The 18,577-nt window shown below is 59.0% G+C and carries 16 protein-coding genes and 3 pseudogenes; 16 read left to right on the top strand and 3 right to left on the bottom strand.

Features of this window, described 5'->3' with window-relative positions; genetic code table 11:
• The first annotated feature begins 61 nt into the window (after positions 1 to 61).
• The 6 genes and pseudogenes from ACIPY2_RS05880 (at position 62) to ACIPY2_RS05905 (ending at position 3,624) form a co-directional block, all read left to right on the top strand.
• Positions 62 to 1,477, top strand: a complete 1,416-nt coding sequence (locus ACIPY2_RS05880) for an MFS transporter (protein WP_400265435.1) — start codon at positions 62 to 64, stop codon at positions 1,475 to 1,477.
• Positions 1,478 to 1,602: 125 nt separating this feature from the next.
• Positions 1,603 to 2,007, top strand: coding sequence for a VOC family protein (locus tag ACIPY2_RS05885; RefSeq protein WP_400265436.1), 405 nt, complete (start codon positions 1,603 to 1,605; stop codon positions 2,005 to 2,007).
• 191 nt (positions 2,008 to 2,198) lie between these two features.
• A pseudogene (locus ACIPY2_RS05890) lies at positions 2,199 to 2,762 on the top strand (TIGR00366 family protein).
• Positions 2,763 to 2,859: 97 nt separating this feature from the next.
• A pseudogene (locus ACIPY2_RS05895) lies at positions 2,860 to 3,237 on the top strand (TIGR00366 family protein); the annotation flags it as partial.
• Complete coding sequence (locus ACIPY2_RS05900) at positions 3,192 to 3,461, top strand: TIGR00366 family protein (RefSeq protein ID WP_400265748.1); 270 nt, start codon at positions 3,192 to 3,194, stop codon at positions 3,459 to 3,461. The pseudogene ACIPY2_RS05895 and the gene ACIPY2_RS05900, both read left to right, overlap by 46 nt.
• Positions 3,364 to 3,624 carry a TIGR00366 family protein gene (locus ACIPY2_RS05905; protein ID WP_400265437.1) on the top strand — a complete coding sequence of 87 codons (261 nt, stop codon included), beginning with the start codon at positions 3,364 to 3,366 and terminating at the stop codon, positions 3,622 to 3,624. The genes ACIPY2_RS05900 and ACIPY2_RS05905 overlap by 98 nt, the downstream gene beginning before the upstream one ends.
• 467 nt (positions 3,625 to 4,091) lie before the next feature.
• On the opposite strand, the gene ACIPY2_RS05910 is transcribed toward ACIPY2_RS05905, so the two are convergent.
• Positions 4,092 to 4,808 carry an SDR family NAD(P)-dependent oxidoreductase gene (locus tag ACIPY2_RS05910; RefSeq protein WP_400265438.1) on the bottom strand — a complete coding sequence of 239 codons (717 nt, stop codon included), beginning with the start codon at positions 4,806 to 4,808 and terminating at the stop codon, positions 4,092 to 4,094.
• A gap of 273 nt (positions 4,809 to 5,081) precedes the next feature.
• Between ACIPY2_RS05910 and ACIPY2_RS05915 the strand changes: the two genes are divergently transcribed.
• The 9 genes from ACIPY2_RS05915 to ACIPY2_RS05955 all read left to right on the top strand — a co-directional run bounded on the left by ACIPY2_RS05915 (position 5,082) and on the right by ACIPY2_RS05955 (position 17,048).
• Complete coding sequence (locus tag ACIPY2_RS05915; RefSeq protein WP_400265439.1) at positions 5,082 to 6,425, top strand: MFS transporter; 1,344 nt, start codon at positions 5,082 to 5,084, stop codon at positions 6,423 to 6,425.
• A 103-nt stretch (positions 6,426 to 6,528) separates the two neighbouring features.
• A complete protein-coding gene (locus ACIPY2_RS05920) occupies positions 6,529 to 7,272 on the top strand; it encodes an SDR family NAD(P)-dependent oxidoreductase (protein WP_400265440.1) in 744 nt (247 codons plus the stop codon).
• A 131-nt stretch (positions 7,273 to 7,403) separates the two neighbouring features.
• Positions 7,404 to 8,141: a haloacid dehalogenase type II gene (locus ACIPY2_RS05925; RefSeq protein WP_400265441.1), complete on the top strand. Its 738-nt coding sequence runs from the start codon at positions 7,404 to 7,406 to the stop codon at positions 8,139 to 8,141.
• Between the two features lie 107 nt (positions 8,142 to 8,248).
• The gene (locus tag ACIPY2_RS05930) at positions 8,249 to 9,139 is read left to right on the top strand and encodes a polysaccharide deacetylase family protein (RefSeq protein ID WP_400265442.1); all 891 of its coding nucleotides are present in this window, start codon (positions 8,249 to 8,251) and stop codon (positions 9,137 to 9,139) included.
• A gap of 111 nt (positions 9,140 to 9,250) precedes the next feature.
• Positions 9,251 to 10,777 (top strand): amidase, encoded by a 1,527-nt coding sequence (locus tag ACIPY2_RS05935; protein WP_400265443.1) that lies wholly within the window; start codon positions 9,251 to 9,253, stop codon positions 10,775 to 10,777.
• Positions 10,778 to 10,940: 163 nt separating this feature from the next.
• Positions 10,941 to 11,699, top strand: a complete 759-nt coding sequence (locus ACIPY2_RS05940; RefSeq protein ID WP_400265444.1) for a GntR family transcriptional regulator — start codon at positions 10,941 to 10,943, stop codon at positions 11,697 to 11,699.
• Between the two features lie 1,780 nt (positions 11,700 to 13,479).
• Positions 13,480 to 14,553: an NADH:flavin oxidoreductase/NADH oxidase gene (locus ACIPY2_RS05945; protein WP_400265445.1), complete on the top strand. Its 1,074-nt coding sequence runs from the start codon at positions 13,480 to 13,482 to the stop codon at positions 14,551 to 14,553.
• Positions 14,554 to 14,562: 9 nt separating this feature from the next.
• Positions 14,563 to 15,654, top strand: a complete 1,092-nt coding sequence (locus ACIPY2_RS05950) for an LLM class flavin-dependent oxidoreductase (protein WP_400265446.1) — start codon at positions 14,563 to 14,565, stop codon at positions 15,652 to 15,654.
• Positions 15,651 to 17,048 (top strand): NtaA/DmoA family FMN-dependent monooxygenase, encoded by a 1,398-nt coding sequence (locus ACIPY2_RS05955; protein WP_400265447.1) that lies wholly within the window; start codon positions 15,651 to 15,653, stop codon positions 17,046 to 17,048. Before ACIPY2_RS05950 ends, ACIPY2_RS05955 begins: the two co-directional genes overlap by 4 nt.
• Positions 17,049 to 17,894: 846 nt before the next feature.
• Here ACIPY2_RS05955 and ACIPY2_RS05960 read toward each other — a convergent pair.
• Together ACIPY2_RS05960 and ACIPY2_RS05965 are read right to left on the bottom strand one after the other, a co-directional pair.
• The gene (locus tag ACIPY2_RS05960) at positions 17,895 to 18,020 is read right to left on the bottom strand and encodes a hypothetical protein (RefSeq protein WP_400265764.1); all 126 of its coding nucleotides are present in this window, start codon (positions 18,018 to 18,020) and stop codon (positions 17,895 to 17,897) included.
• A gap of 16 nt (positions 18,021 to 18,036) precedes the next feature.
• Positions 18,037 to 18,192: pseudogene (locus ACIPY2_RS05965) on the bottom strand (hypothetical protein); the annotation flags it as partial.
• Between the two features lie 226 nt (positions 18,193 to 18,418).
• On the opposite strand from ACIPY2_RS05965, the gene ACIPY2_RS05970 reads away from it, so the two are divergent.
• Positions 18,419 to 18,577 carry a hypothetical protein gene (locus ACIPY2_RS05970; RefSeq protein WP_400265448.1) on the top strand — a complete coding sequence of 53 codons (159 nt, stop codon included), beginning with the start codon at positions 18,419 to 18,421 and terminating at the stop codon, positions 18,575 to 18,577.

The following is an 18,577-nucleotide window of genomic DNA, read 5'->3' on the forward strand; positions in this document are numbered from 1 at the left end:
TGGATGCGACCTCTTCTTCCGCCTCGGCGGATCGTCCCTAATCAGTAGAAAGAGGGCTTTTATGACAATCAATGCAGCAAGAACCGGCAATGGGGCCGGGACATCTATCGGGGCGCGGTTGGACACCCTGCCGGTGGGCAGGATGCACGTGAAGATCATCGTTGCCGTCGGTCTTGGTCTTTTTTTCGAGATGTATGAGATCTTTCTTTCCAGCACCATGAGTGTTGCCTTGAAGACGGAGTGGGGGCTCCAGGGCCTGGAGCTGCAGTTGCTGCTAGCCTCCTCTTTTGTTGGCATGTTTTTGGGTGCGGCGCTTCTTAGCGGCATGGCAGATAAGCTTGGCCGCCGCCGGGCATTCATGTTGAACCTGATTTGGTTTTCGGTCTGGTCGCTGATTGCAGCCTTCGCCCAGGAACCCTGGTTCTTGGTTATGGCCAGGTTTTTCGCAGGAGTCGGATTGGGCGCGGAATACCCTGTTGCCGACGCCTACCTCTCGGACATCCTGCCCAAGAAAAACCGTGGCAAACTAGCTTCCTACGCCTACACCTGCTCCTACCTCGCCGTCCCTGCCTTGGGCTTCCTCTCCCTGTGGATTGCAGGACGCACCATTTTCGAAGTCGACGGTTGGCGTTGCCTGCTCGCGCTTGGTGCCATCGGAGCCGTACTCGTCATGTTCCTACGCAGAGGAATTCCGGAATCACCCCGCTGGCTCGCCGAACAAGGCCGCCACGATGAGGCCGAACAAGCACTCGCCATGTTCACCAGCGGAACGTCCTCCACGAACCCTGCACAGCAGGCCTCGGAGGAAGTCGCCTCTGTCAAAAACCCAACGGAGCCGGACATGGAAGTGACCGATCCCCCGGCTCCCCACAGCCGGCGGCGTCTTTTCCAGCGCCCCTACTCCAAGCGCTTGACGATGCTCACGATCTTCCATCTCTTCCAGACCTTCGGATACTACGGCTTCGGCACCATGGCGGCCCTGGTCCTGGTCTCCCGCGGATATGACGTCACCACTTCGCTGCTGTTTGTGGCTTTGAGTTTCATCGGCTATCCGGTCGGATCCCTAATCTCCACCCCGCTACTGGCTCGTTTTGAACGAAAATACCTGCTGGCCGGCTCGATCATCGCCCTCGCGGCTTTCGGACTAGGCTTCGCCAACGCCTCAGACCCCACGCTTATCGTGGTCTTCGGATTCCTCACCACGGTAACCGGGCAGATTTACTCAAACACCTTCCACATCTACCAAGCCGAAATCTTCCCGACCTCCCTACGCGTCACCGCAGTGGGCTGGACGTACTCCCTTTCTAGACTCTCCAGCGCCGCCATGCCGTTTATGCTCATCCCTGTCCTGAACCAGCACGGTGCAGGAGCAATGTTCACCATCATCATGGTCGCCCTGGCCATCGTTACCGCGAGCATCCTCACTATGGGACCACGCACCTCCAACCGCAGCCTCGAAGACATCAACCCCCGTTAAACCGCCACCCCTCCATCCCGGCCGGCACCTCGGCAGAGCAATGTCACGGTGCCGGCCGGGACCGTCCACTGCCCGCCCGAACGGCAGCTCTTCAGCGGCGGAAACCCCCAACGAAAAGGAGACAAATGAATCCCAACCATCTGAAGGCAATCGATCATGTCGCCATCGCAGTGAAAGATGCCGACCAAGCACTCGGCTATTACGTCGACAGACTCGGACTGAAGGTCGTGGGAGATGAAATCGCTGACGACCCCGGAGTGCGGCTCGTCTATCTCTCCGTCGGAGCCGACCGCATTCAGCTGGTGCAGCCGCTTCGTCCTGGCCCGGTGGCTGACTGGATACATGAACGCGGTGAAGGTCTGCACCACATCTGTTTTGAAGTCGAGGACATCGAGTCCGTGCTTTTCGACATGCCGCAAGAAGTTCACCGGTCCATATTTCGCGGGGGTCGGAAGCGTAGGGCGTGTTTCTTGGGCGATACCCCGGAGGGCGTGAACTTGGAGCTTACCGAGTCCCAACCAAAACCCTGACGGGCAAAGGCTAGGTCAGTAGCCTTCCCAGACGCAGACTTGCGGCGGCCGCCATGCCGCAGCTCAAGGCTGAACACTTCCCCTTTGCATGGTGCCACGTCTTTTCATGCTCGGTTTGCCGGTCAAGCAATCTCTAAATACGTCATCCCCGCCCCACAGCAATTCCGACTACGAGCACGAATGAGGTAAGTATGACAACCAATGTCGCACAAAGAAACGCAAGTCCCAGCCTTCAATGGATCACTAACGCGCTAAGCAACTTCTCTGAGCAGTTTGTGCCTGCCCCGTGGGTAATTGTTGTGGCTCTCACGCTTCCGGCCGTCCCGGCCTCCCTTCTAATAGATACCGGAGAAGAGGTGCTTCCAAAGGTCCAAACCGTGCTGCAGGGATGGGGAGACGGGTTCTGGAACCTCTTGCCGTTCTCCATGCAAATGATCTCTATGCTCGTCAATGGTTACGCGGTCGCCTCCTAATTCCCCAGTTCGCCGTTGGCTTCTATGGCTGCCGACCGGAAAATCCCGCCCAGACTTACCAATGCGATGGTCGCACAGACGAGCCAACTCGTCCTTTGGTTGCAGTGGGGTCTGGGAATCATCGCGGCGGGCATGTTGGAGCGATACATGGGCGTCCGCGGGACCAAGGCAGACTGCCGCCTACTCATGGAGGCCGCGTACCTTGGTATGTGCGCTACAGTCAGGTCAGGTCTAGGTTCCTCCACCGGGCTCCTGCTGGCAGCACCTGGGCAATTAGCATAAGACCTCTTCGGGTCATCCACATGATGCAGGCGATCTGCACTCCGTTCGACCTCATTCTGACTGCCGTCACGATCGTGGCCTGGACCGCGACGGCGGTATGCTTGCATCCGGACCAGCGGAACACGGTACGTACATCGGAAGAACTCAAGACCAAACTGCCGAGAGATCGACAAGGGAAACGCCGCAGCGCGGGATTACTGCGGCGAGTACGCCGTCGACCTTTGCGCAAAGAGTTGAGATCTCGCGACTCATCAACTGGTCCATCGGACTTGCAGGAATGGTCTATACCGTCCTCCACTTTTCGCAAGTCGACGGTAGCTTTCTCAACGGTCTAACCTTAAGTTACTTCAGATTCCCGTTCCTGGGTGTCCTAATGCATGGCACTCCGCGGTCCCTGCTGACAGCAGCGCAGACAGGCGGAACTTTCGTGTGGGGAGTAGTTGTCCAGTTCCCGTTCTATGCCGGAATCATTGGAATACTTCTCTCGGGTGGCTCAGTGAGAAGATCTCAGAAGGGTTGCAGGCAATTTCAAATGAAGCCACACTCCCTCTTTTTATTTACTGGTACTCCTCAATTCTGAACTTCTTCGTCCCGTCCGGAGGTGCCTTGTTTGGAATTGAGGCGCCGTACCTCGCCGAAGCCGCCAAAGAGCCTCGATTTCTTACTGGATCTAGCAGCGATTGCCTACATGTGGGGTGACATCTCAACAAAAACGCTCCAACCCTTCTGGGTGCTGCCCCTGCTTGCCATATGCGGTATGTCGTACCGCCAGATCATGGGTTTCCTCATCGTGTTTGGGTTAACTTCGCTCGTGATTACATCGGTCGCCTTACTGGCCGCACCGGCCTTTTTTCAGGGATGAGCTGAGTAGCCGTTGTCGTATTTCCATCGCGGTTGCCTGATCGATGTTCGCGCGCAGGCAGGTTGAGCAGCAAGACTTGGAACGAGGCCGTCTTTGGCGATAGGAAGGCCGGTGTGGAGGTTCTAGCCTACTGACTTCGGGGAACTGCAACGCACACCCCATTGTGGCGATTCCCCGGAGTCAATGGCAGAGTGATGCGTTGGCCGGAGGAATATCGCTAGCATGGCGGCGATGTCAGCCGGTGTCGGCACGGTACTACTCCGGCCAGGACTGGCTTGGTAAGCCGGAACGGAGCCACATAGACAGCTGGACACCGCTGCCCCGCGACGCAAGGAACGCATCGGACAATAAGCCAGTTTGAAGGCATTTTCAAAGAGCCGGGGAGGGCCTGGGCAACTATGGAGTGCCGGCAAAGCGCGTCTGTGTGACAACGCGCCCCATCAACTTAGAACGGTTGCGGGCGCTGCTTATTGCATCACATCTCCGCTGTTAGGGCCGAGAGTCTGGCCGGTATAAAGGTTGCCTCCAGGTTCGCTGGCAAGCAAGAGTGCGGAAGGTGCAACTTCAGCAGGCTTGCCGAACCTTCCGATGGGGAGTTCGGATATCTTTTTTGCTCGCCATTCCGGGTCCAAGTCCGAGCTTAACTGCGTGTCTATTGGGCCAGGAGCGATAGCGTTGACGAGTACGCCCCGTCCCGAGACTTCCAATGCAAGGGATTTGGTGAAGGCGATGACGCCGGCCTTTGCTGCAGCGTAGTGCGTCATCATAGGGGCACCCTTAATGCCCAGTTGTGAGGCAATATTGATGATCCTCCCCCATCCCTGCGCTGCCATGGGGCCAACAACTTCACGGCTGACAAGAAAGACGCCGGTGAGGTCCACGTCGATCGTTCGGCGCCATTCCTCTAGGGTCATCTCTTCTGCGTAGCACTGTGAAAGGATCCCGGCACTATTAACCAGGATCTCGATATCACCGCCCAGAATCTCCCTGGCTTCCGCTATGGCCCGGCGAACACTCGCTTCGTCAGTCACGTCAATGCCGACGTGCTTATGAGAGCCATCAGGCGCTGCCGCGCGGTCAGCTACAACGACGGATGCTCCTGACTGGGCGAATAGGTCTGCGATTTCACGACCAATTCCTCCGCTTCCGCCGACGACAAGGGCACGTCTGTTATCAATTTGCACGAGAACCTTCTTTCAGATACGAACCAGGTATTTTGCGGGGTCCGAATAAAGCCTGCCTATTCGTACACCGCGCCTGAAACAAAACAAGCCTCACCGCGTGGTATCCGAGGTAAGTTACCAGCCCTCTTAATGACGAGAGCAGGCGCCACCATGATATGGATCCACTTACACTCTTGTTGACATGCAAGGTGGTATGCCACCATGGTAGTACGTGAGCCGGATCACCACCACCCCCAGCCGCCAGGCTACCCCCAGTAACAATAAGGAGCAGATATGTCTGATTCCCAGCCCTTGTCGGTACAGACCGGCGCCAGGCGCCAGCAAGACCACGTCCCACCTGTGCCCCCGCCTTCATCGTCCGGGCGCACACTGGCCAAGATCACCCTGGTGTGCTTCCTTGCTTGGGTGTTCTCCGTCTATGACTTCACTCTGTTCGGCACCCTACTGCCGGTTCTGTCGGAAGAGTTTGGGTGGACACTGACAGAATCCACAACGATCGTCACTTGGGTCACCCTGGGGACGCTTGTCGTTTCGCTTGCTGTTGGGCCTCTTCTTGACCGCTTTGGTCGTAAGCCGGCTCTGATCATCACCGTCATGGGCGCCGCCCTTTGTTCCGGAGCGACAGGCTTGGTTGTCGGTCCGCTCTCCCTTATCCTCGTTCGTGCTTTCTCAGGCCTTGGCTATTCGGAAGAAGTTGTCAACTCTGTCTACCTCAATGAGATGTATGGCAAGTCGAAGCGCCGGGGATTCCTCTACGGTCTCGTCCAGAGCGGCTGGCCCGTTGGTGCCATGCTGGCAGCAGGCCTGACAGCGTGGCTACTGCCTATCGTCGGGTGGCGCTGGTGCTTTGTCCTGGCTATGGTCCCATCCGTTATTGTTGCTCTGGCCGCCACACGGCTCCCCGAATCGCCTGTTTTCCGTGCACTGAAGCGGGTCCGGCACCTTCGTCACGAAGGCCACAACGAGCAAGCCGACGCCCTTGAAGCTGCCTACGAACTGCCGATCGGCTCACATAAACCGCATATCCGTGAACTGTTCGTCCCCGGCCTGCGTAGGCACACTATCTGCATGCTCCTGATTTGGCTGTTCTTTTGGATGCCAGTGCAGGTCTTCGCAGTTCTCGGCACGACAGTCCTCACTGCAGCCAAAGGCGTCTCCTTCGACAACGCCCTGCTGATTCTCCTGATTGCCAACGCGGCAGGTTTTGCCGGATACATCTTCCACGGCTGGCTGGGTGACCACTTCAACCGACGCAGGACCGTGATCTTGGGCTGGTCCATCGCAACCATACTGACCGTCATTCTGCTGCTGGGACCTTCAAGCCCCGAGTTCGTCATCGCGTTGTACGCACTGGTCCTCTTCTTCTTCATCGGTCCGGTTTCCGCACTCATGTTCTACATGGGTGAAGCAACCCCCGCTCACGTACGCGGCATGAGCATGAATCTGGCCCACATTATGGGCCCCATAGGTGCAATGCTCGGTTCTGCCTTGCTCACCCTTGCACTATCGTTGGGCTACTCCATGACCGCCGCGGCACTCTTCGCCGGTTCTCTGTTCCTTGGCCTGTCAGTCCTGCTCCTGTTCGGTACCAAGCGCGTCGTGCAGCACCACAACTAATCACACAAAGATCCTCAACCCTTAAGGAAAATCGATGATCGAAAACCAGTCTCAATCAGCAGTCCGAAGCCGCCGCGATGACGGTCTAGATGGAAAGGTCGCGGTGATCACTGGTGCCGCGAGTGGCATCGGTCGCGCGTTGGCTTCCGCGTACGCCCGGGCCGGGACCAAAGTCGTGCTGGGCTACTTTGCACGTGATCCCCATGATGTGCGCAAAGTGTTAGCGGAGGTCGAAGCTGAAGGTGGAGAAGCAATTGCAGTCGACGTTGACGTCAGGGATAGCGACTCTGTCGACGCCCTGATTCACGCAGCAGTTACGCGTTTCGGACGACTGGACATTGCTGTAGCAGGTGCTGCGAACATTCACCGGTCCGCGATCGGCGACATGACCGATGACATGTGGAACGGCCTACTTGAAATCGACCTCACGGGCGTCATGCGGACGTTCCGCGCCGCTTCTCAGGCCATGGACGGGCCGGGATCATTAGTTGCTGTCTCGTCCTTCCTGGGGCCAATCTTCGGTTGGAAGGAGAACAGCCACTACGGAGCCGCCAAAGCCGGAGTGATCGGCATGGTGAAGTCCCTCGCGGTTGAACTTGCGCCCCGCGGCATCCGTGTTAACGCCATGATTCCCGGCCTGATTCGTACGCCTCAGACCCTCGATGAGGTGAATTCCCTCGGCGCCCAAGGCCTCGACCAGGCTGCCAGCATCATTCCCTGGGGCCGTGTCGGGGATCCCGACGAAGTGGCACGTGGTATCCGGTTCCTAACGAGTGACGACGCATCATTCATTACCGGACAGCAACTCGTCGTTGACGGTGGCATGACAGTGCGCTGGCCGATGTAACGGCGCCAACAGGCGGAAAACTTCGGACGCACGTCGCGAAAACACTACAAGCGCATTAGAACCTTCAATCGGGGCCTTTTCAACGAAACCCCCGGGCCATACATTGGCAAGTCACAGAATCAGGAACTGCATTGACAAAGGACATGTACCCAGAAACTTCACCCCAACAGATCAAGGCCTTGACCTTTGACGTGTTTGGGACAGTCGTTGATTACCGCCGTTCGATAACAACTCTGGGTGCTGATATCACCCAACGGACCGGGGTCCAGGTGGACTGGGCTACGTTCGCCGATGAATGGCGGGACGCTTACCGTCCCGGCATGGATGCCGCCATGGAAGCGAACGACGCGTGGGTCAATGTTGATGACATCTACCGGCAGGCGCTGTACACGCTTACTCCCAAATTTGGCCTCAACGAACTTCCGGCAGATGCCTATGAAGAGCTGGCTGGAGTCTGGACGAAGCTGATCCCGTGGGGCGACAGTGTTCCCGGCCTAACCCGCCTCCGGAGCCGATTTATCATCGGAACGATGTCAAACGGAAATGTGAGGATGCTCACCGACATGGCCCGTCACGCAGGCCTGCCATGGGATGTCATCTTGTCCGCCGAACTGTGCGGCGCTTATAAGCCCGACCCCCGCCCCTACCAGATGGCGCTCGAGCTGCTTCGCCTTAAGCCGGAAGAGTTGCTCATGGTCGCGGCACATGCCGACGAACTGCGTGCCGTGCGAGGGCTAGGGATCAAAACAGCCTTCATCCTGCGGCCGCTCGAGCACGGTCCCGGAGTGGAGCTGGACGTGGAGGGCATGGAATCGTTTGACTATGTAGCCAATGACCTGACCGACCTCGCCACCCAGCTCGGTACATGAGCACACACCAATTGAACTGCAGAATACAATCACTCCCGCTCCGGTGGATCGCAGCAGGATTTCCACTGATAAGCCTGTATTAGCGCCCATAGAAAGGGTTTCGTCTCATGAGTAAGACGCAGACATCACATTACGACTACGAGCCGATCGTGCATCGTGCACCGCTTCAGATGCCTGATGACGCACAGATTGCCGTAGTCCCGTACATCAACATCGAGCACTTTCCTTATGACGTGGCCGGCACGGCACTCGTGCCCGGAACCACCGGATTTAGCCCGGACCCGCTTAATTACGGCTGGCGCGACTACGGCAACCGCGTTGGGCTATGGCGAATCGCTGCAGCCTTGGAGGAGGTGGGCGCTCCCGCATCGATCTGCCTCAACGCCGATATTGTGGACGAATACCCGCAGATCATTGAAGAAGGGCTAAAACGGGGCTGGTGCTGGATTGGCCACAGCATTAATAACACCAAGGATGGCTTCCTCTCGGGTCTAAGTGAAGACAGTGAGCGGAAGCTCATATCCCTTACACTTGAGCGGATTCGCCAGGCCACGGGTACACCTGTCAGGGGTTGGCTGGGGCCCTTCCTCACGGAAACTTTCAACACACCAAATGTCCTCGCAGAGCTGGGCGTGGAGTATCTGTGTGACTTCACATCCGACGACCTTCCCTTCCGGTTTAACACGCGCACAGGCTCGCTGATCTCTGTTCCATACACACTGGAAATCAATGACATCCCAGCTGTCCTGAACATCGGGCTGTCCGCGGAGGAATTCGGCGACATGATCATCGATCAATTTGATGTCCTCTACGAAGAAGGCACAAGAGCCCCCCGGGTCATGCCAATCGCACTTCATCCCTTTGTTGCCGGACAGGCTTTCCGTTCCAAGCACCTGAGGAGAGCGTTGTCGCACATTGCCAGTCACGAGAATGTCTGGTTCGCCAGCAGCGACCAGGTTAACGACTGGTTCCGCAGCTCGTACCTAAAGAGTGAATAACGCCAGGCGGGGAGTGCGTTCCCAGCACGACCGGGCAAAGAGGGCAGCGTTGGCCGGCGAAGACCGGTCGGCCAACGGAAGTGATGACTGGAAAAAGGATGGTGAACTCGGGTGATCTGGACGCAAGAGTCAGTTGCCGCGGTGGCTGACTTCCATGGCCTTTCGCGGGATGGACGCCTACAGGTGTGGCTGGAGCAACTTGAACGCGACCGTATGCGCAGCGTCCAGCTTCGTGATGCGCCTCTACCTCTCGAGACCGCCGCCGACACTCTTGGCGAGCTCCCAGGCGGATCAGAGCAGAAGTCAAGTGGAATGGGAAACGATATTTCCACCACCGACGACAAGCCGCGTGCGATGGAAGCAGTCGAATCGGCGCTCGAACGGGCCGCTGCCCACAGCGACCTGAACGCATTCACAGCCCTTCTTCCCGATCGAGCACATCGAGATGCAGCTGTGGCCGACCGCCGGCGAGGCGCTGGAGAGAACCTTGCCCTCGCCGGCGAGACGTTTGCCGTCAAAGACATTATCGCTGTTGCAGGACACGCCATGACGGCGGGTACAAAGGCTTTCCGGAAGCCACCTAGCTCGTCTGACGCACCGGCTGTGGCGAGACTGATTGAGCAGGGCGCCACAGTCATAGGGATGGCAAATCTGCAACTACTGGCCTTTGGAGCATCAGGAGCAGGCAGCCTGAACGGGCCTGTCGTCAATCCCTTGGCCAGAGACCAGATAGTAGGCGGCTCCAGCGGGGGCTCTGCCGCTGCAGTTGCTGCCGGAATTGTGGACTTCTCCCTAGGAACGGATACCGGGGGGTCGATCCGGATCCCCTCGTCACTGTGCGGGGTTGTGGGCCTAAAACCTACGTTCGGAAGGATCTCCACGGTTGGGGTTCATCCTGTCTCACCAACATTGGATCACGTGGGGCCCATCGGCCGTACTGTAGATCAAGTGGCGCGCATCTTCCGGGTCCTAACCGGGGAAACCTCCCCTGCCCTGCCCTGGAGGGCGACGGATTTGCAGGGGACAAGAATTGGTGTTCCGCGATCCTGGTTGACGCCGCTCCTGGACCAACAAATCGCTTCAGCCTGGGAGTCTTTCGAGGGCTTGGTCAAGCAGTTAGGCGGAAGAGTCGTAGACGTTAAAATGCCATCCCTGGAGTTTGCGGCTCTTAGCCAGGGGGCAACCATTGCTCCCGATGCATTCGTCTCCAACCACGACTTGCTGCGCGAAAGCGCGGCAGCGCTTCCCGACGATGTGCGGTTGCGGCTCGAAATGGGTATGTTCCGATCGGCGACGGACTACGTCCGAGCGCAACAAATCCGGCGATGGATTGCCAAAGACATGCATGTAGCGCTGGAAACTTGCGACGTGCTTGCATGGCCGACGATCCCCGTCGCAGCTCCTCGGGTCGGGTCAACCACGGCAACTCTTGGCACCGCCACGGTCGATGTGGCATCCGCGCTTACGGCTCTCACCTGTCCATATAACCTTTCCGGGTTCCCTGTCATCACAATCCCTTGGGGCAGAGACGTCGCGGGGGCGGGCATCGGAATGCAAATCGGCGCCAAGCCAATGAATGAATCGACAATGTTCGTCGTTGCCCGGACTATGGAAACGAGCTCTGAGGGACTTCAGTAAAGGACAGGTCCGACACTGGGACCAATTTGGTATTCCAGCTGGAATACCAAGGTCTTATTCGGTAGAGAACATTGAGGAATTCCAGTTGGCATCCTAAGCTTGTAACACCCCAATCCATTCTCTGCGCGTGTGAGCGGCCCCTAGAGTCGTTCACACCCACAGGGTGCTCATAGGAGGAACGTTGGCAGGACCAGATAGTGCACTTGGGGCCCTCCCGGTCGCCACGACAGCAGAGGATCAAGAACTGCCATCCGAGTCGAACGCAGAGCGCGCCTATCGGGTCATCAAAAACGCTGTCATTCGCGGGCAGCTCCGGCCCGGATCTACAGTGTCAGAAGCTCAGTTGGCCCGTAAGCTGGGAATGAGCCGCACGCCGGTTCACCAAGCGGTGGCACGTCTTGAGGTGGACGGCTGGGTAATCATTACTCCCCGCAGCGGTGTGGTCATCGCCGCGATAGACCCCAAAGACATCGAGAAGGTGTACGAGACATTACTAGCACTCGAAGGCGCCGCCGTGGTCCGCCTGGCCAGTCGCGAGCGAGGCCGGGACAGCATTGACGAGGAGCTCTTAGAGGCATGTGCGGTCTGTGAGAGTGCATTGGAAAATGGCGATCTGCACATGTGGGCTGATAGCGACAACGCACTTCATTCGAGTTTTCTCATCTCCTGTGGGAACCACCACCTTTGGAGAGCCGCCGCGACGGTGATGGAGCAATCGCACAGAGCGAGACTGCTGACTGTCGAGCTGCGGCCCTGGCCAGCCCGCTCTAACGAGGATCATAGGAAGATTGTTGACGCGATTATTAGCCGTAAGCCCGAAGCGGCCTACCGGGCCTTGGAGGAGCACAGGCGACGTGGCATGGACACCTTGATCCCCATCATTCGCGCGATTAGCTGGGGATCGTCCGAGCTGACGGTCTAGATCAAACGCAGCTCGCCAAACCCGCCCATCCGTTAGATGAACGACGCCGCGCCTCAGATCCAGGCTTCATCCCACGTTCCCTATGAGGCAAGCGCGGCCGCGGCGTTGTCCAGGTGCTCATGGAACGTAATGCGTGCAAAGCCGGCACCGCCATTTGTACTAGCAATAACCATGTCCAGATCTCTGGCGATGCCCATGCTCCTCAATGCCTTTCCTCGGCCCGCGTACATGATGCACACCCGAACGCAGCCCTCCGAAGACTCCTAAGAGTGCAGGAGCGCCGTGTTTCCCGGAGGCTGGAGAGTATCCGGTGCAAGTTCAGATCCGCAAACTGAGCGTCCAAGCCGACAGAGGCGGCCGTGTTGTATGAATTTATGCATTGATGCGGAGATTTGACGACGTGTTACCGACCCGGCAACGGGCGATTCCTGGGCTTCGGGCTTTCCGTAGATGTCGACGATTCCTCCTTTATCTAGGTGTCGGACAACAGCCTCCCACGCCATCCGGCAGATAATAGGGCCTCGCCCCGATTGACGGAGGAATCACGACGGTGCCAATGATATCCGGCAGCACCCCAGTCAATTCCGCTTGACCAGATGGCGTCAAAGCTCCAGTTCGCCGCAGGTGATTGCAGTTCTTAGTGCCGAGAAAGTTTGCTCATAGAGGCTCTTCTTTCACAACCCTCTAGTGGGTGGTCAGCCCGGCCACAGCTTTAGGTGCTTAGCAGTTTGTCGGTCGTTGGAGCCATTCACCAAACCTGTGTCCGTGGTGCGCGCCGCTGTCAGGGCTGGCGGTCAAGGACCCGCTCTCGCGCCTAAGCGCGCGATCTGACGACTACCTGATCGATATCTATTTGGCTAAATGAGCCACTGCTAAAATTTCGGCGACATAACCTTCGGCGCCACGCGGGGCCTAACGGCTGTTGCAGTGAGTCGCGGGGTATGAATCGGTGGATCGGACTCATAGGCGATTTCCAGTATTACCAAACGAGAGCTCCGAACGACCGCCGTTTAGTGGGGCGGGTCATCGAAGGAACCGTCTCTGAGGTCCTGAACAACCACCGAGCTCTCCGCCAACTGAATCCTCCGCTACTGATATGCACGACTCCTGCCAGTCAGCCAATAAGGCCGGAAGTTAGGCTTTGAACATTCCGCCAGACGACAAGCCCCTGGCCCGAGTACTGAAGCTCAGAACAGATGGATGGAGTGAAATTCACCCAGACATAGCTTAATAGTTGCACGGGCAAGCTTTATCCCGAGGTCACATCGACGCGTGAGTCCGGACGATGCACCGCTGCTGAACGAGTCCTGAGATTTGGATTCCGACTGCACGGTAGCAACCATCCGATGGGCTATAGCTGTCCAACCTGGGCCAATGACAATTGAATCACGAACACTTGGCTACTTCGAGGAAACCCCCTTTAAATTATAGGTCAGAATACGGCTCGAGAATCGACGTAACAACACTTCAGATTTGAGACGTTCACAACAATTGTTAAGGAGTGAAGGCAAATTCTACAGGTCTCTTGTTTCGTTAGATAACGCCCAAGATCAACGGAGTTGTGCAAAAAACGTAGTTCCCATACGTTCAGCTAATCGTCAAATCTGCAGTCGCAGGTCCACCAGAGCCTTCTTGGTCTTACAGGCTCGGAAATGGATGTACCTCATCAGGACTCGCTTGGGCCAACCATACGTGGGCTCAGGTTGGTGTCTCATTTTCTGAAGTGGAGATTACACATGAAAGCAGCACAACCCCTTGTACGCCCCAGTCTCGAGCGAATATGAGCCTATTTGCACCTATTACTCTCGGACGTCAGACCTTCCGGAACAGATTATGGCTTTCTCCTATGTGCCAGTACTCCGCCGAAGACGGCGTGCCCGGGCAGTGGCACTTGGTCCACGTCGGCGCAAGGGCATCGGGCGGGTTCGGACTGATCTTTGCAGAGGCCACAGCAATCTGCCCTCAAGCGCGGATTTCCTTGGCAGACACCGGCCTTTGGAATGACCGTCAGGAGCAGGCTTGGCAGGGCATCGTCGATTTCGTTCATGAGCGCGGCGCCCGGATCGGTATCCAACTGTCCCATGCTGGCCGGAAGGCATCCCTGCGCACGCCGTGGGACGCCGAGGCGGGCGCCTTGCCGATCGAGGATGGCGGCTGGACGCCGGTCTCGGCCTCGCGAACGGCCTTCCCGGGATCACCCGAACCAACGGAAGCCACCGAAGCGGAGCTTCAAGGGATCGTCGCGGATTTCGCTGCCAGTGCCGTACGCGCCCGGGGTGCCGGGTTCGACGTCGTCGAAATCCAGGCAGGGCACGGCTTTCTCCTGCATTCCTTCCTCTCGCCGCTTTCCAACGATCGCACCGACCAGTACGGCGGCTCGCTCCGGAACAGGGCTCGGCTTCTGCTGCAGGTAGTGGACGCGATCCGTGAGGTTCTGGGTAACACAGGTCCGTCTTTGTTTGTCCGTCTTTCGGCAACGGATTGGCTGGACAACGGGCTCACCATCCACGACACCGCGGAGGTCAGTGGCTGGCTCAGGGAGCACGGAGTCGATCTGGTGGACGTCTCCAGCGGCGGTCTCCTCCCCGCCGATATTCCGTTGGGCCCGGGCTATCAAGTGCCGCTCGCCCAGCACATCGGCGCAAAAGCTGACGTTCCGGTTGCCGCCGTCGGACTTATCACCTCACCGCAGGAAGCGGAAGGGATCGTAGCCTCCGGAACTGCCGACGCGGTGTTCGTCGGGCGGGCGGGGTTGGCGGACCCCAACTTTGGTTTGCGTGCCGCGAATGAACTTGGGCACGAGCCGGCGGAACAGTTGTGGCAGAAGCAGTACGTTCGCGCGATGTGGAAGTAGGGGATTCTCATGGGCAAGTTTGCACTCGGCATCGAGCTCGACGGCGACGGCGCGCATCCCGCCGCCTGGCGCTACGCCAACCACCCACCGGGGGAGCTCCTGACACCAAAGCGGTACGCCGCAGTGGCCGCGAAAGCGGAGGCTGCGGGTTTCACCTTCGCCACTTTCCAGGACGCCGGCCCCGGGGAAACCCCGAACGTGACCGGCCGCCTGGACACTGTGGAAGTCGCCGCGTTCGTGGCGGCAGCGACGGACAGGCTGGGTTTGGTCCCGGCCGTCAACACCATCCACGCCGAACCGTTCCACCTGGCCAATCAGCTCAGCAGCCTCGATTGGGCGTCGAGGGGTCGTTCGGGTTGGCTGGCGGAGGTGCGGGAGACCCCGGCGATTGCGGCCAGTTACGGTGCCAGGTCTGTCGCCGACCCCGACGCGGTCCAGCGCGAAGGCGCCGAAGTAGTGGCTGCGACGCGACGGCTTTGGGACACGTGGGAGGACGGAGTGTTCATCGCCGACGCCGCCAACAACCGCTTCCTGGACCTGGACAAATTCCATTACGCCGACTTCAGAGGTGAATTCTTTTCCATCAAGGGCCCGTCCATCACGCCCCGTCCACCGCAGGGCCAGCCGGTGGTGTTCGGCCGCCCGGGCGGGTTGTCGGCGGAACTTCCTGACGCCGTCGTCATCAGTGCCGCTACCGTCACGGGCGTCGCTGCTGCCGCGGAAGAACAACGACGGCGGGGCGTCCTTCGCGTTGTCGCGGACCTGGATATAGTGCTCGACGCCGGTGACTCGCCCGCGCAGGAACGCCTCCAAGCGTTGGACTCTGCCTCGCCCTGGACGGCATCGCCGGACGTGTTGCGGTTTGTGGGGAACGCGGCAGGGCTGCGAGCGCTGCTTACTGAACTTTCCGGCGTCGTGGATGCTGTGAGGCTGCTGCCGGCGGTGCTGGACACCGACCTTGAGGTTCTTGCCTCCGCGGTGATCCCGGGCCTCATCGCCGAAGGGGTGTTCATCCCGCCAACGTCCGGGAGCACGCTCCGCGAATCCCTGGGCCTGCCCAAGCCCGTGAACTCAATCGCCACCAGCAAGGAGCCAGCATGAGCAGCATCGATTACGCACGCCCCGACGCCCGCATCCACCTGGCACTCTTCCAGCCCTTCAGCCCCAACTACGACTGGAGCAAGACAGATCGCTTGGAAGACTACTACGACTTCGACAAGTACGCCGAGCTTGTCCAGAGCGCTGAGCGCGGCCTCTTCTCCACAGTGTTCCTCGGCGAAAGCCTGCGGCTGCGCGAGCACCTCGGGAAACTGAACGATATCGCCATCACCGGCAGGCCTGACGCTTTGGTGTTGTTCTCCTACCTGGCCGCGAAGACCAAGCACATTGGCCTCGTGGCAACATTGAACACCACCTATTCGGATCCCGTGGACCTGGCGCGGCGACTTGCTTCGGTTGATGTGCTGACCGCCGGCAGGGCCGGGTGGAACATCGTGACCACGGACAACGCCTGGACCGGCGAGAACTTCCGGCGCGGCGGATTCCTGCACAACTCCGAGCGTTACACGCATGCCGAGGATTATGTGGCAGCCGTCCAGGACCTGTGGGACGGGTTCGCTCCCGGTTCCATCGCCGGTTCCCGCGAGGCAGGGGCTTGGTCCGCGGCACCCCAGCAGGTTCGCCGCCAGGGGAAGTTCTTTAACATCGATGCCACCCCCCAGGTACCCGGGAGCCTGCAGGGCCAGCCTGTGTACTTCCAGGCTGGCGACTCCGATGAAGGACGTGACTTCGCGGGGCGAAGGGCCGAAGGCGTCTTCACCCAAAGAATCGAATTCGATGACGCCGTTGCCTTCACCGCGGACATCCGCCGCCGTGCCCGTTCCTACGGCAGACCGGGGAACGACATCGTCATTCTCTCCGAAGCAGACATCGTGGTGGCGGAATCGGATGCAGAGGCCATTGACAAAGCACACCACTATAAAGGTCTGGCGCTGAATGACCGGGCAATCCGGCAAACACTGGAAAGTGTGTGGGGGACGAGCCTCACAGACCTGGACCTGGACCATCAGTTGCCTAAATTCGATCCTGTTGTCACGAAGCAAAGTAGCAGCCATGGCATAGTGAATTCTGGGCACTCCCCCATAGTGAAGGCAAGACAGTGGCGTCTGTTGGCCGCTGAGCGTGACTATACCTCTCGCCAATTGGTGGAGCACCTCAATCAGCGCCGGGCTTTCGTGGGATCGCCAAGCACCGTAGCAGACCAGTTAGCGCATTGCGTACGTTCCGATGCCTTTGACGGGCTAAACCTAATACCCCATGCCTTTCCGGATGGAGTCGATGACGTCGTGGATCTTCTGGTGCCGGCCCTGCAGGAGCGCGGAATCTATCCACACGAGTACCCGGCCGCCACATTGCGAGAAAACCTCTGTCTCCCCGAGAGTGTTGGACGACGTGTCAAGCACAAAACAAAGCTGCCCTCTGCTGAACGAACCTGAATACTCACGCAGATCCGTAAAGGCATTGGAAGATCCTTTTCATGGCTCCGCACAGTGGTGCCATTCCATCCGTTGCAGGACGGTGACCGAAATTACCTCCACGGACATCGAGGCGGAGTTGACGTGCATGATCATGTTGACCCGGTACAGGTCCCCCGGCATTGCGCCGTTCGATCGAGCACTAGCCAAGCGTAGTTGGTTCGCAGTCGGCGCTCCTGCCATGTCTGACTCGACCGCACCGGCACGGACGTGCGCCTGAAGCACTTGTGCTCGACCGGCAGCAGCGGTCTGGGCAGGGACAGGCTTTCGAAGTCCCCTCCACCGGCGGAAGTTGGCGGTAAAAATTCCAAGCTGCAGCGCCGGATGCATGGTGGTGGGCGACTTGCCGCGGCGCAGCGGGCAAGCGGGATCAACGCGGCGCGCTCGAGAGCACGCAGTGTCATGCGGCATCGCCTGACCTGTGCGCACGGCCCTGCTGGACCACCGGTCGAGGCAAGCGGAGCCGGGCCGGCTGTCCGGTGTGCGCGAATGTCAGGTCGAAGAAGTCGCCGCGGCTGCGAGGGACGCCGGAAAAACGATCTGTCAAGGCTGGGCGGCGCCGACCTGGACGTTGCCGGCCACCACCTTTGTGTCTGGACCACGGTGAGTAATGAACGGGATGCCTCGCCGTTCCAGAGGCTGGGCCGGGAACTGAGTCAGCAAGGTGCTGTCCAGCGTCCCGGCGGTGATGCATGTGCTGTCCAAACGGAGAACATCATGGGCGACCGTGCCTCCCCTCCCCCGAGGCGTCCGCCACGAGGAGCCGGGGCGTTGACCGAAGAGTGGGCGCCGGAACCGGGATGGTGTTCAGGCGGTTTCCTGCAGCGTGTACTGAGGCAGCCCCCAAATCGACAAACCGGCCTCGCCCTCGGCCCAGGCGACGGCGACTGGGCTGCCATCGCCAAGAACAAGCAGCTCTGCCGGTGTCGACATCGGCGGGGATCCCGAGTCCGCGAGCCATAATGGCGGCATGGGAGTGGAGTCCGCCTCGGTCGTAACGGAGCAGCGGCAACCCCTTGTGCGACGTCGAATGAAGTCGAAGCAAATTCGTAAGCGGTGGCATATCGCCAAGCGCTTTGTCTTCCGACCCGCGCCCTGCGGTCATTGGATAGGGTTGCCATGCAAATCAGCGATACACGCTGCAGACCCGCATGTCGCTTCTTAGCGCACCGTGACACTACGTACGAAGTCCGGGGACGCCGTGGCACACACGGTATGGGTGGTTCTTAAATCACGAAGCCTCTGTTCCTGTAACGAGGGGCAACACAGTTTTCGGCCCTCAGCATCCATCATTAGCGTTAGATTCAGCATCCACGCGAAGGCTTCTGGGAATGGGGACAAGGCTGACTTTCGTTGAACGTTTCTTGTTGATCCTGGGAGCCTCTGATGTGACGGACTTTGCCATGCAGAACGCATCCCTGGACGAACTCGCCAAACCGAACCAAGCGTGCTACGAGCTCATGAAAAGGCTGGACGCGCCCACCCATTGA

Source organism: Paenarthrobacter sp. NPDC089675, from assembly GCF_044749185.1.
Lineage (GTDB): Bacteria > Actinomycetota > Actinomycetes > Actinomycetales > Micrococcaceae > Arthrobacter.